We start from the raw sequence: 15,592 nt of genomic DNA on the forward strand, positions 1-15,592 counted from the left end.
GATACTAGGCGTACGCCACGCGTAACAAGAACTCACTCAGATGAATCCCGCCTGGTTCAACATGACACGCGCGAGTTGGTCCACTACCACCGATCAACTACGGTCCATAGTAGAAGCGGGATTCTCCATCCCCTGGTGGGTGCCCGGCTTCCCCGTCATGGGCGCCCACCATTTCATGCCTGTGGCGCGGTCGTGTACGCGATTCGGTGGGACGAGGAGAACAGGTGCGCCCTGGTCGACACAAGCGGATAGATGACAACACACGAGGTTGGTCGCAGGCTGACACGCGAAGACTTTTGGCGGCCCCACGTCGGCTGGGGCCGGTAGACGGGCGGCATCGAAATGAGCGTCGCGGCGCGATTCGCTGGCGAGGAGCGGTGCCCCAGGTGCTGACTGTCGTTGCGGTCGCGGGCGTTCTGGGTGGCGGTTCTGTTGTTCGAGATTCGGTGGATCCGGCAGCGTTGACGGAGTCGGCGGCCGATCGTTCAGTGCCGCCGGCGGCGCTCGATCGGCGGGACAGGGTGAGCCGGTCGGCGGAGCGGCAGTCGTCGAGGGACAGGCGGCGCGAACCCGCCAAGCCCAGCCCGAGTCGGCCTCCGAGGGCTCGGGTTGACCGGCCCCGTCAGGTCGAGAGGCTCGCGGACGACCGCACGGATGCGCGATGGGTGCTCCCGGTCGACTCGTATCGCCTCACCGGCACTTTCGGCGAGGGGAGTTCGCTATGGAGCAACACTCATACGGGCCTGGACTTTGCGACGTCGTGGGGCACGACGATCGTCGCGGTAGCGGGCGGGCGTGTCATCGAAGCCGGTTGGGCGGGCGCGTACGGCTACCGCACGATCATGGAGCTTCCTGATGGGACGGAGATCTGGTACTGCCATCAGGCGCGCATCGACGTCGATCCCGACGAGTTGGTCGGTCGTGGGCAGCCGATCGGCGAGGTCGGAAGTACCGGCAACAGCACCGGGCCCCACGTGCATATCGAGGTACGCCCAGGCGGCGCGGATCCCATCGATCCGAAGGACGCGTTTGTTGAGCATGGTGTTCGCCCGTAGTGCAGGCCCGCCTGTTGGGGACGTACGGCCTCGGGGGTTGGGAGATCCATGGTGATGCCGCCGGCGATCGCGAGCGTGAACAGGGGCGGTCGAGAGCCCGCGCCGCCGGGTGTTCCTTCTTGAAATCCGAGACCGAACACGATCTACTATCGCCAATAGTAGATCCCAGGGAGGTGGCAGGCAGTTGCTACGACGTGCTGCACCAGGACGCGCCGCACCAGGACGTACTGCGTCAGGCGGCGGGGCGGCGCCGAGGGAACCTGTCGATGAATCGACGGTGAGGACCAGGCGGATGGGTTTGCAAGACCTGCCGGCCGTCGTCGCCGCTCATCGTCAGCACTTCCCCAATGGGTTCTTTGCGCGTCTCGGACCGCGGTTCCTTTGCCGCTATTACCGGACGTTCCTCGACGGTCCGCTGGCTGTGGCACTCATCGTCGAGGTGTCCGGAGTGCCATCGGGATATCTCGTCGGCGTCCTGGATCCCGTTCAGCATCGCCGTCTTCTGCTGACTTATCACGGTGTCGCGCTGGCGGTATGTGGGCTGATCGGTCTGATGCGCAGGCCGACGGTGCTGACCCGCTTCCTCGTGACCCGGGCACGCCGATACCTGACCGTTCTGATGCGCTCCCGCGATCGCGCCCTCGAGTCGGTGGGTGGGCCCCGCATTGCGGTCCTGTCGAATATTGTCGTGGCCGAGCACGCCCGCGGATACGGGCTGGGGACGGTGCTGGTGGACGCCTTCCTTTCTCAGGCGCGCGACGCGGGACGGGACCGGGCATGTCTGGTCACCGTCGCCGGCCCAAACGGCGCCGGGTCGTTCTATGCGAAGTCAGGCTGGCGACACACCCGTGATGCAACAGGATCCGATGGCCAACGACTGTCCTTTTTCGAACGCGATCTGCCGGAGGTCGTGTGACGGCAGCCCGACGGGCGGCGGTCATGCTGGTCCTGGCCTTGGTGCTTTCTGGATGCGCCGCCGTAGGGGAGCGTGGCCAACGGGAGGTGCCGAGGAAGAACCCGTCTGCGACAGCTCCTGTGAACCCCTCAGCGGGGCTTTCGTCGGTTGACTCCGCCGACCCAGTGATCGAGCCGGTATCTCGACGCCAATGGCAAGAGATGGAGGCGGTGGGAATGGTTCGCCCCGGATGTCCCGTCGTACGACGCGGTCAACTGCGTTCGGTGCGGGTGAGCTTCATGGACTTTGACGGTGTGAAGCAGCGCGGTCAGCTGGTCGTCAACCGAGATGTGGCGGCTAGTGTGTCCCGGATCTTCAGCAGTTTGTACGACGCCCGATTCCCGATTCGGAAGATGCAGCCGGTGGAGGAGTACGACGGGGACGCGAATGCCAGTCTTGCCGACGACAACACCTCCGCGTACAACTGCCGCAGAGAAGACCAGATCAACGCACCGTTTCGCGAGTCTCCTCACGCGAATGGGAGGGCGATCGACATCAACCCATTCGAGAACCCGTGGAAGGACCTTCGCTGCACGTGCTGGTTTCCCTCCGGCGATTACCGGGCACGCAAGGAGGCCCCTGGAGTGATCCTCCGAGACGGCGTGGTCTGGAAGGCATTCCGCCGAGAAGGGTGGATCTGGCAGAACATCGACGTCCCTGACTACATGCACTTCGACACGGGGTATCCGTCTGAGCCGTTCCGTTCAAGACCATAGCAGCGGTGAGCCGCCTGATCAGCCGCTGAACAGAATGCTCATGGCCGCGGCACCTGGGGCGAGCCGTTCCGAGTCGCAGTCGAACGGCCCCGAGCGCGCTGCTCCGTCGAGGTCAGTGCGGGATCAGACGCGTGCCGCAGTCCCGCGCAGCCTCGCCACAGCGCCTGGTCCGTCTACTTGCCCGCGTAGGAGTGCAGGCCGCCGCCCCAGAGATTGATGCCGACGAAGTTGAACAGCAGAGCGGCGAAGCCAACGAGGGCGAGGATCGCGGCACGGCGCCCGCGCCAGCCGGCGGTGGCACGGGCGTGGAGGTAGGCCGCATAGGCAACCCACGTGATGAACGCCCAGACCTCCTTGGGATCCCATCCCCAATACCGGCCCCAGGCGTAGCCTGCCCAGATCGGGCCGGCGATCAGCGCGGCAAAGGTCCATACCGGAAAGCCGAACGCATGCACGCGGTAGGCAAGCGCATCGATGACCTCTCCGGCGGGGAGTCGTGCGGCGAGGCCGCGGTTGCCGGCGTCGCGGGCCTCCGCACGTGACCGATAAAGGTAGAGGCAAGAGGCCAGGGCGCCGACGGTGAATGCGCCGGTGGCGAGCATGGCCGCCGTCACATGGATGTAGAGCCAGTAGGAGTGCAGTGCCGGGACCAGTGGGCCCGCTGGGACGTCCAGCAACAGCACCGCGACCATGAGAAGTACGACGATCAGCCCGGTCACCGCGAGACCCAGCCAGCGAATGGGCTGGAAGCGGAGCAGCACAAGGTACGTAGCGACGGTGGCCACACAGCCGGTGATCGTGAACTCGTACATGTTGCCCCATGGCACGCGATCAGCAGCCAGGCCCCTAGTGACCATCCCGACAGTGTTCAGTGCGAACGCGATCACGGTAAGAGCGACACCGAGGCGACCTGCGAAGTCCTCACGGTAGGAGATCAGTGAGTTCCGCGGATCCGCTTCGACCCCGGTTGCGCCGACCTTGACGGTCGCAATTTCGGGTCGTGGTGCCTTGTGAAACGCCCACTCGGCGATGTGGGCCAGCAGGGCGAGGCTGTAGACCAGGGCCGCGAACATGATCGCGGTGTTGCTGAACTGGGCGTATTGGATGTTGCTCATGTGGTTGCCTTCTCGATGTTGGCGAGGAGATCGGTCAGTGCCTGGTCAAGCCCATTGCCCTCGAGACGGTCGAGACCCGCAATCTCCAGTTCGGAGCCGGCCTCGGTACGGCGCGCGCGCAGCCAGACGCGGCGCGGGCGGATGAAGAGTGATCCCAGCAGGCCGAGGAGTCCGATGATGACGCCGCCGAGGGCGAAATTTTCAGCTGGGGTGGAGCTTACTTGGAGTCGTGTCCAGCGGGTCAACCCGTCAAAGGTGACTGTGCCCAGGCCGTCGGGGAGTTTGCGGGTAGCGCCCATCGGGATATTCAGGATGAGCGGCTTTCCGGTCTTGTCCGTGACTGCGGCCAGATTCGTCTTGTTCAACGCGTACACAGACTGGGGGACACCGTTGCTCAGTCCCAGGTCGCCCTGGTAGACGGCCATCGACAACACGGGGTTCATCGCGTCGGGGAACTGTGAGACCGGTCCTGTCTCCTTGCTCCAGGCGTACGTCGGCAGGAACCGCGCGTCGAAGCCAAGTTGCGAGGGCTTGGCGTCCGGTGCCTTCACGACCCCCACGGAGGAGTAGGCGGCGTCCTGCGGCATGAAGACCGTCGGTCCTGAGTAGACGGTGTTGCCCTCGCCGTCGTGGACCGTGATGACGGGCGCGTAGCCGTTGCCGACGAGGAAGACGCTGGTGTCCCCGATGGTCAGCGGACGGTTCACCTCGACCCGCTGCTTCTCCTTCTCGGCACCGGGCGAGGGGCTGTAGGAAAGGTCTGCGCGGAAGGCCGTGGGTTGGCCCAGCGTCGGGCCGGAGGTCATGAAGTTCGCCTTGAACTGGTCAAGTGTAAAGTTGAACGGCTTGAGTGAATCCGCGCGGAACAGCGGTCCGGGAGCGAAGTCGTCGTAGGACTGGCGGGCATTGGTGAACGTCTGTCCTTGCACCAGGTTGACCGAGCCGCGGAACCCGAAGAAGCTTCCTGCGGCGAAGGCGATCAGGATCACGACCAATGACAGGTGGAAGACTAGGTTGCCGGCCTCGCGTAGGTAGCCCCGTTGCGCGGAGACGGTCGCAGACCCGTCCTCGGAGGAAGCCGTGTTGACGCGATAGCGCTGCCGCCGGAGCAGCGACCGGGTCGCATCGGCCACCACCTCCGGAGACGCGGTAGATGTGCCCGTAATCGAGTGAGGCAGGCGGGTCAGGTTGCGGGGGGCGCGCGGCGGGGGAGCGGTCGCACCGCGCCAGTACACCCTGAGGCGCGGCAGGATGCAGCCCACCAGGGAGACCATCAGCAGCAGGTAGATCGCGCTGAACCAGGGCGACCCGTAGACGTGGAATACGTCGAGCCGCTCATAGACGGGCGTTAGCTTGGGGTGCATCTGTTGCCACTGGCGTACCGCGTTCGGATCGACCGGCTCCTGCGGGACGAGGGACCCGGGAATCGAGGCCAGCGCCAGGAGCAGGAGGAGGATCAGGGCGGTCCTCATCGAGGTGAGCTGGCGCCAGCCCCATCGCGCAAGCTCCAAGACGGTGAGCGTGCCGGGCGCTGAGGGAGGCTCGCTCGGCTGCGTGGTCAGCGGTGTGTCGATGGTGTCGGTCACTGGACAGGATCCGCGGCTGCGGCCTCGAGGGCCGTGCTTGACGCCTTGGGCCGGCGGGTTGCCAGGGCGAAGTAGGCCGCGGCAGCGGCGAAGGCGATGACGCTGGTCCACATGTTCAAGCGCAGCCCGAGGACGTGGTTCACCGTGTCGATCCGCAGGTACTCGATCCATCCGCGGCCAGCGGTGTAACCCATGACATAGATGGCGAACAGTCGACCGCCGGTGATCTTGAAACGTGCTTCGATCCACAGCACGAGTCCCACGACGCCGAGGTCCCATAGCGACTCGTAGAGGAAGGTGGGGTGGAACGTAGCGAAGCTCTCGTAGCCCTCTGGACGCTTATCGGGGCTGATCTGCAGTCCCCAGGGTAGCTGTGTGGGCCTGCCGAAGAGTTCCTGGTTCCACCAGTTGCCCCATCGGCCGATCGCCTGCGCCAGCGGGATCGCGGGTGCGAGCACCGCGGCGACCTCCCCGAACGGCGCGCCGGCGCGCCGGGCGCCGATCCAGGCCCCAAGTGCGCCCAGGGTGATCGCGCCCCAGATGCCTAGCCCGCCGTTCCAGATGTAGAGCGCCTCGATCGGTCGGCCTCCGGCCCCGAAGTAGAGCTCGGGGTCGGTGATCACGTGGTAGAGGCGACCTCCGACGATGCCGAATGGGACCGCCCACAAGGCGATGTCCTGGATCCGCCCCGGCTCACCTCCGCGGCGTGCCCAGCGCTTCTCCGCCAGCCACACGGCAGCGATGATGCCGGCGATGATGCACAGCGCGTACGCGCGCAGTGGGAAGAGTCCGATATGCCAGACGCCCTCGCTCGGGCTCGGTATGTACAGAGTGGTCATCTCGTCGTCAGACCCTCGGGTTCGGGTCCATGACGATGCCGCCGATGATCCCGAGCCCGATGGCCATGGGATAGCCGATCAGCACGTCCTGCCAACCCATCGACATCGGGATGGGGTGCCAGCCTGCGTGGGCCACGAGATGCTGGATCGCGACAACGGCCGCCAGCCCGAACAACGACCAAGACGCGATGCGGCGCTTGCTCCAGTTCGACAGCTGCCTGTCGATATCGCTCTTCTTGGCGCGGCGACGGATGCTCGCCATGACGCACTTCCTCTCCTCAGGAACGAACTCCTAAGAAGGATAGTAGACGAGTGCGCGCGTTCGTCTGTGGGCGGTCAACCACACGCCAGGGCTGACCGGAATCGAGCAGTGTGCGCGCCGCCGCAAGGCGCTGGGCCGTCCACGCATCACGGTCCAGACTTCACGCTGCCAATGGTTGGGGAAGGCGGCTCACGCCATCCGGCAGATGCCTTCCCATGCGATGGCCACGGCGGGAGCGGCGGCGAGCACGAGCGGGACCATCACAGCTGCGGCGATGCCGAATGCTGCGACCGCCGATGCGCCCACGGACAAGCGTCGCGGTCGGCCACGCAGCCGGGACAGTCGTGCTTCAACGTCTTGCGCACTCGCGGCCAACGTGCCTGCCGGCGCGGGATTGCACGCGAGCCGGGCAAGCGCATCGCGAAGCGGCCCCGGGCCGACGCGGCGACGGGCACCGTCATCCGCGCACAGTTCGGCGTAAAGCTGTACGAGCGGCATGGCGGTGCGGAAAGCAGGAAAGACTGGCGCCAGCGTCGCGAACAATGCGCGACATGCGACCAGTGCCGTGTGGTGCCGCTGACGAAGATGGGCGTGCTCGTGCGCCAGAACGGCGTCGAGCTCGTCTGGTCGGAGAGTGGAGAGCAGGCCGCTGGTGAGCACGATTCGGTGGTGTCGGCCGCCGATGCAGAAGGCGTACGGCGCCTCGTGCTCGACTATCAATGCACCTGTTGCGACGTCACGTCGCCCGACCATGTCAAAGGCGGCCACGCGTGCGGCACGCTCCCGACGATCTGACACCAACGCCCGCACTGCGCACCATGTGGTCCGTGAGATCAGCATCAGGAACAGCGTCAGGCCAAGCAGCGCGGTGAATGCGCCGCCTGGTGAGGCGTAGCCGTGGCGAAGGTTCTCGGCACACAGGCTGAAGAATCTGGCCACGTCGGCACTGACGTGGGAGAACGAGATACCGAGCGCGAGTCCAGAGGCTGCGAGAGACAGCAGCACCGACATCGACAAGGCCTGCCAGGCGGCGATCGCGAGTCGGGGAGCCAATGCTGGCCAACGGGCCTCTCGCAGCCATGTGGCGCCGAGTGTCCCGGCGACCGCGGCGTACGTCGCCAGAAGGAGTGCGTCAATCACCGAGCGCCCGCTTCAACTTCTTGACCTCGGCTGGCGACATGGTGTCGAGGAAGCGCAGCAGCGTGACCGAGCTGTCACCGCTCCCGCTGAGCAGCTCGTGCATGAGGTCGGCGGTGTGCGCGGCGCGGTCCTTGGTCGGCCGATAGCGAAACGCCCGTCCCTCCCGCTGGCGAGTCACGACCCCCTTGCGGTGAAGATTGTCCATGACTGTCATCACCGTGGTGTAGGCCAGTGGCGGGTCTCGGTCGATCCGCTCGAGGACGTCGCGAACCGTCAGCGGTTCGTCTGCCGCCCACAGGTGGTCCATGACCACCGCCTCAAGGTCTCCGAATGGGCGCACTTTCGAATGACTCCTCTTCCTCACACGCTGGCCGGCGGACCCGCGACCTGCTAGGACAATGGCTCCCACCCGGATCCCGCCTTCTCGTACAAGTTAGCGCGGTCGCCGTCGAGAACCCCGATGATGAGCTCGCCCTGGGCAGTGTAGGAGGCTGCGCTGGTGTTGTCGGGAATCGTGGCCGAGGTCCAGGTCGAGCCCTGGTCGGTGCTGACCTGGGCATCGCCCATGCCGATGACGAACAGATCCTGGCCGCCCTTGCCGACTGCAACGGACATGGACCCCATGCCGCTGCCCATTGCATCCCAGGTGCGGCCGCCATCGGTCGTCTTGACCGCGCCGGCCTGCATCGATGGCGCGATCGCCACGTCCGGGTTGGATGGGTCCACCCAGATGGTGCCCATGAAGTCCATGCCCTGCGAGCTGCGCCGCTCGAACGTCTTCCCGCCGTCGGTCGACACCAGGATCCCCGACTGCGGCGAGGCCACGTATACCATGCTGCCCGAAGCGCCGAGGCCATGAACATCGGAGACGGGCAGACCGGTGACAGTGTCGAACGTCGCGCCATTGTCGCTCGAGGCATACAAGCCCGCGTGGCCGCCGGCGAGCACTGTGTCCCCTGACTGGGCCCAGCCCATGACGTCCTTGTCGTCGAGCGACTTGATCTGCGTCCAATTTCCAGCGGCGCTACGGTACCCGGCTCCACCGTGCCCACCGACGAACAGGCGATCGCCGACCTCGCCGACTGCGTGCAGGTCGCCACCCACGACGGGCCCCGCGCTGATCTCGGAACCACTGCCCGAGCGCTGATTCAGGTATGTGCCCATCGCGATCACGAGAACCGTGACGATGAGAAGCGGTGCGACGACCTTAAGGGCGCGAGGCGAAAGGCCGAAGATGCGATCGCTACTGGGGTCGGTCATGTGAGTCCTGTCCTCTATGAGCCCGGTTTCTCTGCGCCGGACTTCCCGCCGTACTATCCACTATCGAAGATAGTAGACGTTCGAAGGGTGACGGAATGCGACGCAAGGCGCGTACGGCGGTTGTGATCCTGGCGATCGCCGCGATCCTCGGCCTTGGGTGGTGGCAGTTGCGCGAGACTCGGTCGCATGCCCGCACGACCGACGCTGGAGAAGTCGGTCTGACTCTTTACGCCGGGGATGAGGGCATCCCGCTCCCCGATGTCGAGGGCAAGACTATCGCTGGCGACTCGCTTTCCCTTGCTGACCTTCGCGGTCACGTGATCGTCCTCAACGTATGGGGATCGTGGTGTGCACCTTGTCGCGCAGAGGCTCCGGACCTCGCGAAGATCTCGAAGGAGTCCGCGCCGCGGGGTGTGCGGTTCGTCGGCATCGACGTGCGCGACAATCCGGCGGCGGGTCTGGCCTTCGAGCGCAAGTTCGGGATCACCTACCCCAGCTTCAATGACCAGAACGGGCTCGTGCTCGCCTCGTTCACCGGCATCGTGCCCGTCAGTGCCGTCCCCTCGACCTTGGTCATCGACCGCGATGGCATCATTCGCGCCCGCAACATCGGCCGGATCGACGCCAGCACCCTGCGCGGCCTGATCGAGGACGCGGAGAAGCTCGGATGACCCATGCGCTGTCCATCGGCCCGACCGTCGCCTACGGTCCACTCCTCGTAGCCGTCTTGGTGGCCATCCTCGCGGGCGCGATCTCATTCCTCAGTCCGTGCTGCCTCCCTTTGGTCCCTGGCTACCTCGCCTACGTGACCGGCGCTGCCGGAGCCGACGCTGCGCGCGAAACCGGCGCCCGGTCACGGTCGACGGCAGTGATGGGGACCGTGCTCTTCGTTCTCGGGTTCGCCGTGGTGTTCACGAGCTACGGAGCCCTCTTCGGCACGATCGGCGGCACCCTGGTCCGACATCAAGATCTGCTCATCCGGATCCTCGGAGTGGTCACGATCTTCCTCGGCCTGATGTTCGCTGGGGCATTGGGAGCAGTGCCGGGGTTATCACGCACGTTCCGACTCGGCTACCAGCCGACAGTCGGCCTCGCGGGGGCCCCGATACTCGGAGTGATGTTCGGCATCGGCTGGACACCCTGCATCGGTCCGACGCTCGCGGCGGTGCTCGCCCTCGCGACCACCAGCGGCACGGCCGGTCGCGGGGCCCTGCTGTCTTTCGCCTACAGCCTCGGTCTCGGGATCCCGTTCCTTCTGGCCGCCATGGGCATCAGCCGCGCCTTTCGCGTCTTCGCGTTCGCCCGGAGCCACGCGCGCTCGGTGATGCGGATCGGTGGTGCCATGCTGGTGGCCCTGGGTGTCTTGGAGGTCACCGGCATCTGGGGTGCATGGCTGGCGAGCCTGCGTACGCTGATCGGCACGTGGCAGGTGCCGCTGTGACACCCGTCCTCGTATGGCTGACCCGGCATCCCATGCCTGCGGTCTTTCTGGTGCTGGCGCTGCTTGGCGGGGCATCATGGGGGATCGTTAACGCCTTCAGTGTGCAGGAGCCGCCGGCGGCACCGTCGGCCGTGGTGGAGAGCGGCGTTGCTCCGTCAGTGCCACCTGAGCCCAATCAGGTCGTACCCCGGGTTCGGGTGGATCAGGCACATCGAGCGTTGCACGCTATTGGCCGTGCCTGCAGGCGGCCTGTCGCAATGCGTGAGCATGGCGCTGTATCCCAGCCCGTGGCTGTCATCGTGGCGTTCGCCCGAGACTACCCAGGGGGCGGGTTCACAATCGACGACGAGCCTGGCAGCACACTTACGTTGCTCCTTGTCGTTCGGAATGAGCTCGAGGCCTGTGACCCGACACAGATTCCACAACTTGATGAGTTCATTCCGCAGGCGTACCGCGTGCGCTAGGTACGGAGGCAGCGCGTGCGGGGCCTGCGCGCGGCAAGAACCTCTCGTGCTTGCGGTGCTGCTGTCAACTCCTGTGCCCCGGTGGGCACACATCAGAATCGGCTCACTCGCGTGGCTGAGTCGGCTCAGCTGCCGCTGGCCGTTGTTGCTGGCGCAACTCGGCAATCTCGGTGCGTAGCCGCTCGATCTCGATCGCCTCGCTCTGGTTTTCCGAGCCATCGCAGCAAGATCCCCCATGGCGCATGCCGGCCATCACGCCGTGACCGTCGCGCCGCATCGGGCGAACGCAGAACAGGTAGGCGAACGTGATCGATGCGGCAGCTACGAGCCCTGGAACCACCAGGTCGGTCACGGGAGATTCGATCGAGCGGCGGCGTCACTCTGTGCGGCCTTCAGCTGGTCGAGCTCTGCGCGGAGGCTGGCGAGCTCCTGCGCGTTAGCCGGCTGCGCCGGCTTGTGGCCACCGGAGCGGCGCATCGTGAAGAACATCATCAGTCCCATGCCGACCGGGCAGGCCAGGATGGCCACCGAGTAGAGGAGCTGCTCCATTGGAAGGTCTTCCTTTCGTGGAGGCGAGCCAACCCGCCTTCTACTAATTGCGATAGTAGATTACTGCATGCGGCCCATCTGCGGCGTCCACCACTGTCGCGAGCGAGATGTTCGATCACGCCCTCGCCGGCGACTCAGGAGGACGATGAGAGCGCGACGGTCCCGTGATGCGCGGTCAGCACTCGTGGTCAGTGTTCATGGTCATGACCGTCGTCGTCCTCTGGGTAGACCAGCGTTCTGGTAGTTCGATGCTTGGGGGCGTTCAGGGTCTCGCGCACGATCCTGTCGTGATGGTCCAAGGTGAGATGCACATAGGTCCCTTCACCGGGATAGGCCAGCGCCAGCTCGGTCTCACCGGTGTCTGGGTCGTGTCCGAGCAGTACGACGGTGGGCGCGATCCCGGAGCCATAGGGATCCGAATCCACCAGCTCCTGACCACTCATCGGGATCCGGGTCTCGATGCCTGAGGCGCCGTTGGTATCGCTGGTGACCTGCTCATACAAAACGAGCGCCGGGACCTGCTGCATGACGCGCACGGTCTGCTTCAGCAGCTGAGTCGCCTGCTTAGCTGGCCAGGCCACGGTGAGTGCCGTGGTGCCTCCACGAAAGTCTGACGAAGTCGCCTTCAAGGTGATCGTGGTCCGGCCCCGCTGCCACTGCATCGGGGCCACGAAGCATCCAGTCCCGCACCGGCGCAGACGCAACGCCCGAGGCGAGGTGTCCTCCGGTGCAAGTGCGTTGGCCACGAGCTCGTACGTCGTGGCGTCGACGGGATCCTCGGCGGGATGCATGTCCGGAGTGCTCAATCGCACCAGCAGCTGACCTTGCGACGCAGTGAGCCCAATGCCGATCCAGCCCGCCCGACCCCCGGCCGCCGACACCGGCCCAACGGGAGGTGGCGGGAACGGCAACTCAAGATCAGCCTGAACCGGGGGAGCGAGCGAGGTCAGCAGCGCGGAGATGGCCAGCACCCCGCCCAGGCCCGCAACCTCGATTCGCGCGGCCCGCGACGGCTGGACTGCGTTCGGTCGTGCCGCAAGGTGCCGCCGTGCCCACACGGCCAGTGCGGCGACGACCATGACGACGGCAAGTTTCACGATCAACCAGCGTCCGTACTTTGTCTCGGTCAACGTGTCGACCAGGCCCCCCGGGACCGCCAACACCAGCCCGCTCATGACACCGCTGCCGAGCACCAGCAGGAACAACCACACCGCAACCCGCGCGTAGCCGCGCATGGCCTCGACGGCCGAGAGGCCTCGACGGCGCCGGGACAGGCCGACCCGCACCACGTGAATGAGTGCCCCGATCCAGACCGCGGCCGCACACAGGTGCAGGAACGTCAGTGCGGCACCCCACCCCGGAATGGTGGCCTGCGGATGTGCGCGTACGCCCTCGGCCGCCGCCACCGCGACCAACGTCGCGGCGGCAAGGGCGCCACGGCGCGCAAGGCAGGCGGCAGCAGCCGCGGCGAACGCGATCAGTTCCACAGCAGCCACCAGCCCAGGCGTCGTGTTCAGCAGCTCAAGCGGTCGCAAACGAGCAATGCCGCCGGCCAGAGAGCCGCTGCCCAGCAGGACCACCGCGAGACCAGCCGCGCTCACCAACCCAAGCAGGCTCCCGGCAAGCAGCCAGGGTTCGGGATCCTCTTTGCGGGTCTGTGATGAGGCCGAGCGTCGTGTAATCCGCGCTCCAACCAACCCGCCGAGTGTGAGCGCGAGGCCGCTGAACAGTCCGATCCGCAGCATCGTGAGCGCCGTCAGGCCGCGGACCTCGGGCTCGTCACCCCCGCCGAGCGTGAGGCCGGATCTGGAGCCGACGGCGAAGCGGAACTTGCCGGTCATCGTGTCGCCGTCTTTGGCGGTGACTGTCCAGTCCACGACGTACTGGCCGACGTCGAGCTCCTCGAGCACGGCAGCGCTCACCGTTCGCCCGTTCTCACCCGACGTGGTTGGCCCAACGCGGATCGCGGCCCCTCGGGGCCCCTCCAGCTCCAGCGCCGACTCGGCTGGAATGACCTCTTGGTCGAAAACCAGCCGAACCTGGTTCGGCGAGGTCGGGACCGCGCCCTCGACTGATGGCGTGGCGAACAGCAGGGTTGCGTGCGCTTGCGCCGCCGGTGCTGCGTAAGCCAGCGTCAGAACGCCCAGCAGCGTGGCGAGGGCGATCCGCCATCCTCTCTGCAACGACATCCGCCGCGCGGGGGCTGCGGTCGTCCGTACTACAAGTTTCACGCGCACGTCTTTCCCAGTGATCACTACGACGATCGATAGTAGACAATGGTTAGACGACTCGAACCGCTGCCTCTCGTCGCGTGAGTCAGGAGCCCACCTCTCGGAGGTGCAGAGACCCACACGTACTACCTGGGAGCTGATCGTGCTCAGTCATTGGTTGTCAGGGCTGGGACTCTAAGAGTGAAGGTTGCGCCCTTGCCGGGCCCACGGCTGAAGGCCTCGAGGTGTCCTCCGTGTGCCTCGACGATCGCACGGCTGATCGTGAGGCCGATCCCGGATCCTTGTTCGTCGCGGCTACGGGCAGCGTCGCCGCGATAGAAGCGTTCGAAGATGTGTGGCAGTTGCGCAGGTGGGATTCCGTCGCCGGGGTCGGTGACGGAGACTGTGATCCAGTCTTGCTCGCGCTGCGTTTGGACGGTGACGGTTCCACCCGCCGGTGTGTGCCGTCGAGCGTTGTCGAGAAGGTTTGTGAGCACCTGGAGGAATCGAATCCGGTCCACCACAACGCGTCCTGAGCCGGTCGCCGTCGCAACGATCCGGATGTGCTTCTCCTCGAACCGCGCGGCGACCGTGTCCTGCGCGACCCGGATCAGATCGGCCGGGACGGCCGGCTCCAGTGTGAGCTGCAGGCGGCCCTCCTCGGCTCGGGAGACAGCATCGAGGTCCGTGGCGAGGCGGGCCAAGCGTGTCACCTGCTCACCCAGGACGCTGCGCGTGCTCTGGTCCCAATGCCTGACGCCGTCGTCTAGGCCTTCTAGGTAGGCCTGCAGGGTCGCGATCGGTGTGCGGAGTTCGTGCGCCAGATCGGACAGGAGACGCCGACGAGTGTCCTCGGTGCTGGCGAGTTGAGTGCCGAGGGTGTTGAACGACTCGGCGAGCGCGTCGAGCTCGGGCCCGGCGTCACCGACTGGGACACGGGTCTCATAGCGGCCTGCGGCGACCTGTGCGGCGGCGCGCTGCAGTCGAGTCAGCGGTTCCTCGAACCGTCGGCTCAGGAGCCAGCTGACCGCCAACGCCAGGGCCGCGGCGGCGACGATGGCGATACCCAGGGAGATGATGCTCGCCGTCTGGAATGCACGTTCGACGTGCTCGAGTTCGGACGGGTCGGGCGCGTGGTCTGCCTGGAGCATGTGCTCATGGAACAGGGGCGGCCCCACAACAGCGGCGATAACTCCGGCGGTAACAATCGCAGCGAGCAGGACCAACGCCTGCGCCAGGACGAGCCGGGTTCCGATCCGCAATTGCCGTAGCCTCATCGGCTCTGCACTGTCTTGATCTGATCCGTCTTGAACCGGTAGCCGACCCCGCGGACGGTGTCAATGAAGAGGGGCTCGGTGGCGGCCTCGCCCAGTTTGCTGCGCAGGTGAGCGATGTGGACGTCGACGATGTGCTCGTCACCGCCCCATCCTTCGCCCCAGACGGCATCGACGAGTTGGCGTCGGGAGAAGACCCGCCGAGGAGCCTGCGCGAGGGCAACGAGTAGATCGAACTCGGTCCGGGTCAGGTGCACAGGCCCGTCGCTGAGGCTGACTTCACGGGCCGCGAGGTCGAGGGTGAGTCCGTTGAAGCGGAGCAGGTCGCCGGTCTGCGGTGTTGTGAGCTTGCTGAGCCGTGGGCGTCGTACCGCCGCCTGGGCTCGAGCTACGACTTCGCGTGGGGAGAACGGCTTGGTGATGTAATCGTCGGCTCCCACGCCCAAACCGATGAGCTTGTCGATCTCGTCCTCGCGGGCGGTGAGCATGATGATGTAACAGTCAGAGAATGTGCGGATGATGCGGCACACCTCTACGCCGTCCAGTCCAGGTAGACCCAGGTCCAAGAGGATCAGGTCGGGGTCTTGAGTGCGGGCGAGATCGACCGCGTCGGGGCCGTTGTGTACCTGGGTGACGACGAATCCGCCCTTGGTCAGGTAGTCGGCCACGATCTGGGCGAGGGGACGCTCATCTTCGACCACCAGGACCGGGATGGGTGCTGTCATA

17 protein-coding genes and 1 pseudogene are annotated in these 15,592 nt (G+C 66.0%); 5 read left to right on the forward strand and 13 right to left on the reverse strand.

From position 1 onward, the window contains the following. Positions 1-665 precede the first annotated feature (665 nt). The 3 genes from BJ988_RS30135 to BJ988_RS30360 all read left to right on the forward strand — a co-directional run bounded on the left by BJ988_RS30135 (position 666) and on the right by BJ988_RS30360 (position 2,726). Complete coding sequence (locus tag BJ988_RS30135; protein ID WP_218860688.1) at positions 666-1,055, forward strand: peptidoglycan DD-metalloendopeptidase family protein; 390 nt, start codon at positions 666-668, stop codon at positions 1,053-1,055. A gap of 292 nt (positions 1,056-1,347) precedes the next feature. Next, positions 1,348-1,971 carry a GNAT family N-acetyltransferase gene (locus BJ988_RS08515; RefSeq protein ID WP_179657632.1) on the forward strand — a complete coding sequence of 208 codons (624 nt, stop codon included), beginning with the start codon at positions 1,348-1,350 and terminating at the stop codon, positions 1,969-1,971. Positions 1,972-2,234: 263 nt separating this feature from the next. Next, a complete protein-coding gene (locus tag BJ988_RS30360) occupies positions 2,235-2,726 on the forward strand; it encodes a M15 family metallopeptidase (protein WP_343051536.1) in 492 nt (163 codons plus the stop codon). A 173-nt stretch (positions 2,727-2,899) separates the two neighbouring features. On the opposite strand, the gene ccsB is transcribed toward BJ988_RS30360, so the two are convergent. The 7 genes from ccsB to BJ988_RS08555 form a co-directional block, all read right to left on the reverse strand. After that, positions 2,900-3,841 (reverse strand): c-type cytochrome biogenesis protein CcsB, encoded by a 942-nt coding sequence (gene ccsB, locus BJ988_RS08525; RefSeq protein ID WP_179657634.1) that lies wholly within the window; start codon positions 3,839-3,841, stop codon positions 2,900-2,902. Further along, the gene (resB, locus tag BJ988_RS08530; RefSeq protein WP_179657635.1) at positions 3,838-5,427 is read right to left on the reverse strand and encodes a cytochrome c biogenesis ResB family protein; all 1,590 of its coding nucleotides are present in this window, start codon (positions 5,425-5,427) and stop codon (positions 3,838-3,840) included. The genes ccsB and resB overlap by 4 nt, the downstream gene beginning before the upstream one ends. Then, a complete protein-coding gene (gene lgt, locus BJ988_RS08535; RefSeq protein WP_179657636.1) occupies positions 5,424-6,266 on the reverse strand; it encodes a prolipoprotein diacylglyceryl transferase in 843 nt (280 codons plus the stop codon). The genes resB and lgt overlap by 4 nt, the downstream gene beginning before the upstream one ends. A gap of 7 nt (positions 6,267-6,273) precedes the next feature. Then, positions 6,274-6,528, reverse strand: coding sequence for a hypothetical protein (locus BJ988_RS08540; RefSeq protein ID WP_179657637.1), 255 nt, complete (start codon positions 6,526-6,528; stop codon positions 6,274-6,276). Positions 6,529-6,717: 189 nt separating this feature from the next. After that, positions 6,718-7,668: a M48 family metalloprotease gene (locus BJ988_RS31290; RefSeq protein WP_179657638.1), complete on the reverse strand. Its 951-nt coding sequence runs from the start codon at positions 7,666-7,668 to the stop codon at positions 6,718-6,720. Next, positions 7,661-8,032: a BlaI/MecI/CopY family transcriptional regulator gene (locus BJ988_RS08550; RefSeq protein WP_343051537.1), complete on the reverse strand. Its 372-nt coding sequence runs from the start codon at positions 8,030-8,032 to the stop codon at positions 7,661-7,663. Before BJ988_RS08550 ends, BJ988_RS31290 begins: the two co-directional genes overlap by 8 nt. A gap of 26 nt (positions 8,033-8,058) precedes the next feature. Next, a complete protein-coding gene (locus BJ988_RS08555; RefSeq protein WP_179657640.1) occupies positions 8,059-8,928 on the reverse strand; it encodes a WD40/YVTN/BNR-like repeat-containing protein in 870 nt (289 codons plus the stop codon). Positions 8,929-9,023: 95 nt separating this feature from the next. On the opposite strand from BJ988_RS08555, the gene BJ988_RS08560 reads away from it, so the two are divergent. Together BJ988_RS08560 and BJ988_RS08565 are read left to right on the forward strand one after the other, a co-directional pair. Beyond that, positions 9,024-9,599: a TlpA family protein disulfide reductase gene (locus BJ988_RS08560; RefSeq protein WP_179657641.1), complete on the forward strand. Its 576-nt coding sequence runs from the start codon at positions 9,024-9,026 to the stop codon at positions 9,597-9,599. After that, on the forward strand, positions 9,596-10,369 hold the full coding sequence (locus BJ988_RS08565) for a cytochrome c biogenesis CcdA family protein (protein WP_179657642.1): 774 nt from the start codon (positions 9,596-9,598) through the stop codon (positions 10,367-10,369). The genes BJ988_RS08560 and BJ988_RS08565 overlap by 4 nt, the downstream gene beginning before the upstream one ends. A gap of 567 nt (positions 10,370-10,936) precedes the next feature. Here the strand turns inward: BJ988_RS08565 and BJ988_RS08570 are convergent. From BJ988_RS08570 to BJ988_RS08590, 6 genes and pseudogenes are all read right to left on the reverse strand, one after another. Continuing rightward, entirely contained in the window at positions 10,937-11,185 is a 249-nt protein-coding gene (locus tag BJ988_RS08570) for a hypothetical protein (protein ID WP_179657643.1), read from the reverse strand. Then, entirely contained in the window at positions 11,182-11,382 is a 201-nt protein-coding gene (locus BJ988_RS08575; protein ID WP_179657644.1) for a hypothetical protein, read from the reverse strand. Before BJ988_RS08575 ends, BJ988_RS08570 begins: the two co-directional genes overlap by 4 nt. Positions 11,383-11,570: 188 nt before the next feature. Further along, the gene (locus BJ988_RS08580; RefSeq protein WP_179657645.1) at positions 11,571-13,613 is read right to left on the reverse strand and encodes a copper resistance protein CopC; all 2,043 of its coding nucleotides are present in this window, start codon (positions 13,611-13,613) and stop codon (positions 11,571-11,573) included. Positions 13,614-13,759: 146 nt separating this feature from the next. Continuing rightward, positions 13,760-14,296, reverse strand: a complete 537-nt coding sequence (locus BJ988_RS30370; protein ID WP_246321815.1) for a sensor histidine kinase — start codon at positions 14,294-14,296, stop codon at positions 13,760-13,762. 9 nt (positions 14,297-14,305) lie between these two features. Further along, a pseudogene (locus BJ988_RS30375) lies at positions 14,306-14,869 on the reverse strand (HAMP domain-containing protein); the annotation flags it as partial. Continuing rightward, positions 14,866-15,591, reverse strand: coding sequence for a response regulator transcription factor (locus BJ988_RS08590; protein ID WP_141780812.1), 726 nt, complete (start codon positions 15,589-15,591; stop codon positions 14,866-14,868). The pseudogene BJ988_RS30375 and the gene BJ988_RS08590, both read right to left, overlap by 4 nt. Position 15,592 lies beyond the last annotated feature (1 nt).

The sequence above is a fragment of the Nocardioides panzhihuensis genome (genome assembly GCF_013408335.1).
Lineage (GTDB): Bacteria > Actinomycetota > Actinomycetes > Propionibacteriales > Nocardioidaceae > Nocardioides > Nocardioides panzhihuensis.

Excerpts from the sequence above, each read along its gene's own strand:
- BJ988_RS08565 (WP_179657642.1), top strand. The coding sequence starts at position 9,596 with ATGACCCATGCGCTGTCCATCGGCCCGACCGTCGCCTACGGTCCACTC.
- BJ988_RS08590 (WP_141780812.1), bottom strand. The coding sequence starts at position 15,591 with ATGACAGCACCCATCCCGGTCCTGGTGGTCGAAGATGAGCGTCCCCTC.
- BJ988_RS08560 (WP_179657641.1), top strand. The coding sequence starts at position 9,024 with ATGCGACGCAAGGCGCGTACGGCGGTTGTGATCCTGGCGATCGCCGCG.
- BJ988_RS08540 (WP_179657637.1), bottom strand. The coding sequence starts at position 6,528 with ATGGCGAGCATCCGTCGCCGCGCCAAGAAGAGCGATATCGACAGGCAG.
- lgt (WP_179657636.1), bottom strand. The coding sequence starts at position 6,266 with ATGACCACTCTGTACATACCGAGCCCGAGCGAGGGCGTCTGGCATATC.
- BJ988_RS08575 (WP_179657644.1), bottom strand. The coding sequence starts at position 11,382 with ATGGAGCAGCTCCTCTACTCGGTGGCCATCCTGGCCTGCCCGGTCGGC.
- ccsB (WP_179657634.1), bottom strand. The coding sequence starts at position 3,841 with ATGAGCAACATCCAATACGCCCAGTTCAGCAACACCGCGATCATGTTC.
- BJ988_RS08555 (WP_179657640.1), bottom strand. The coding sequence starts at position 8,928 with ATGACCGACCCCAGTAGCGATCGCATCTTCGGCCTTTCGCCTCGCGCC.
- BJ988_RS08515 (WP_179657632.1), top strand. The coding sequence starts at position 1,348 with ATGGGTTTGCAAGACCTGCCGGCCGTCGTCGCCGCTCATCGTCAGCAC.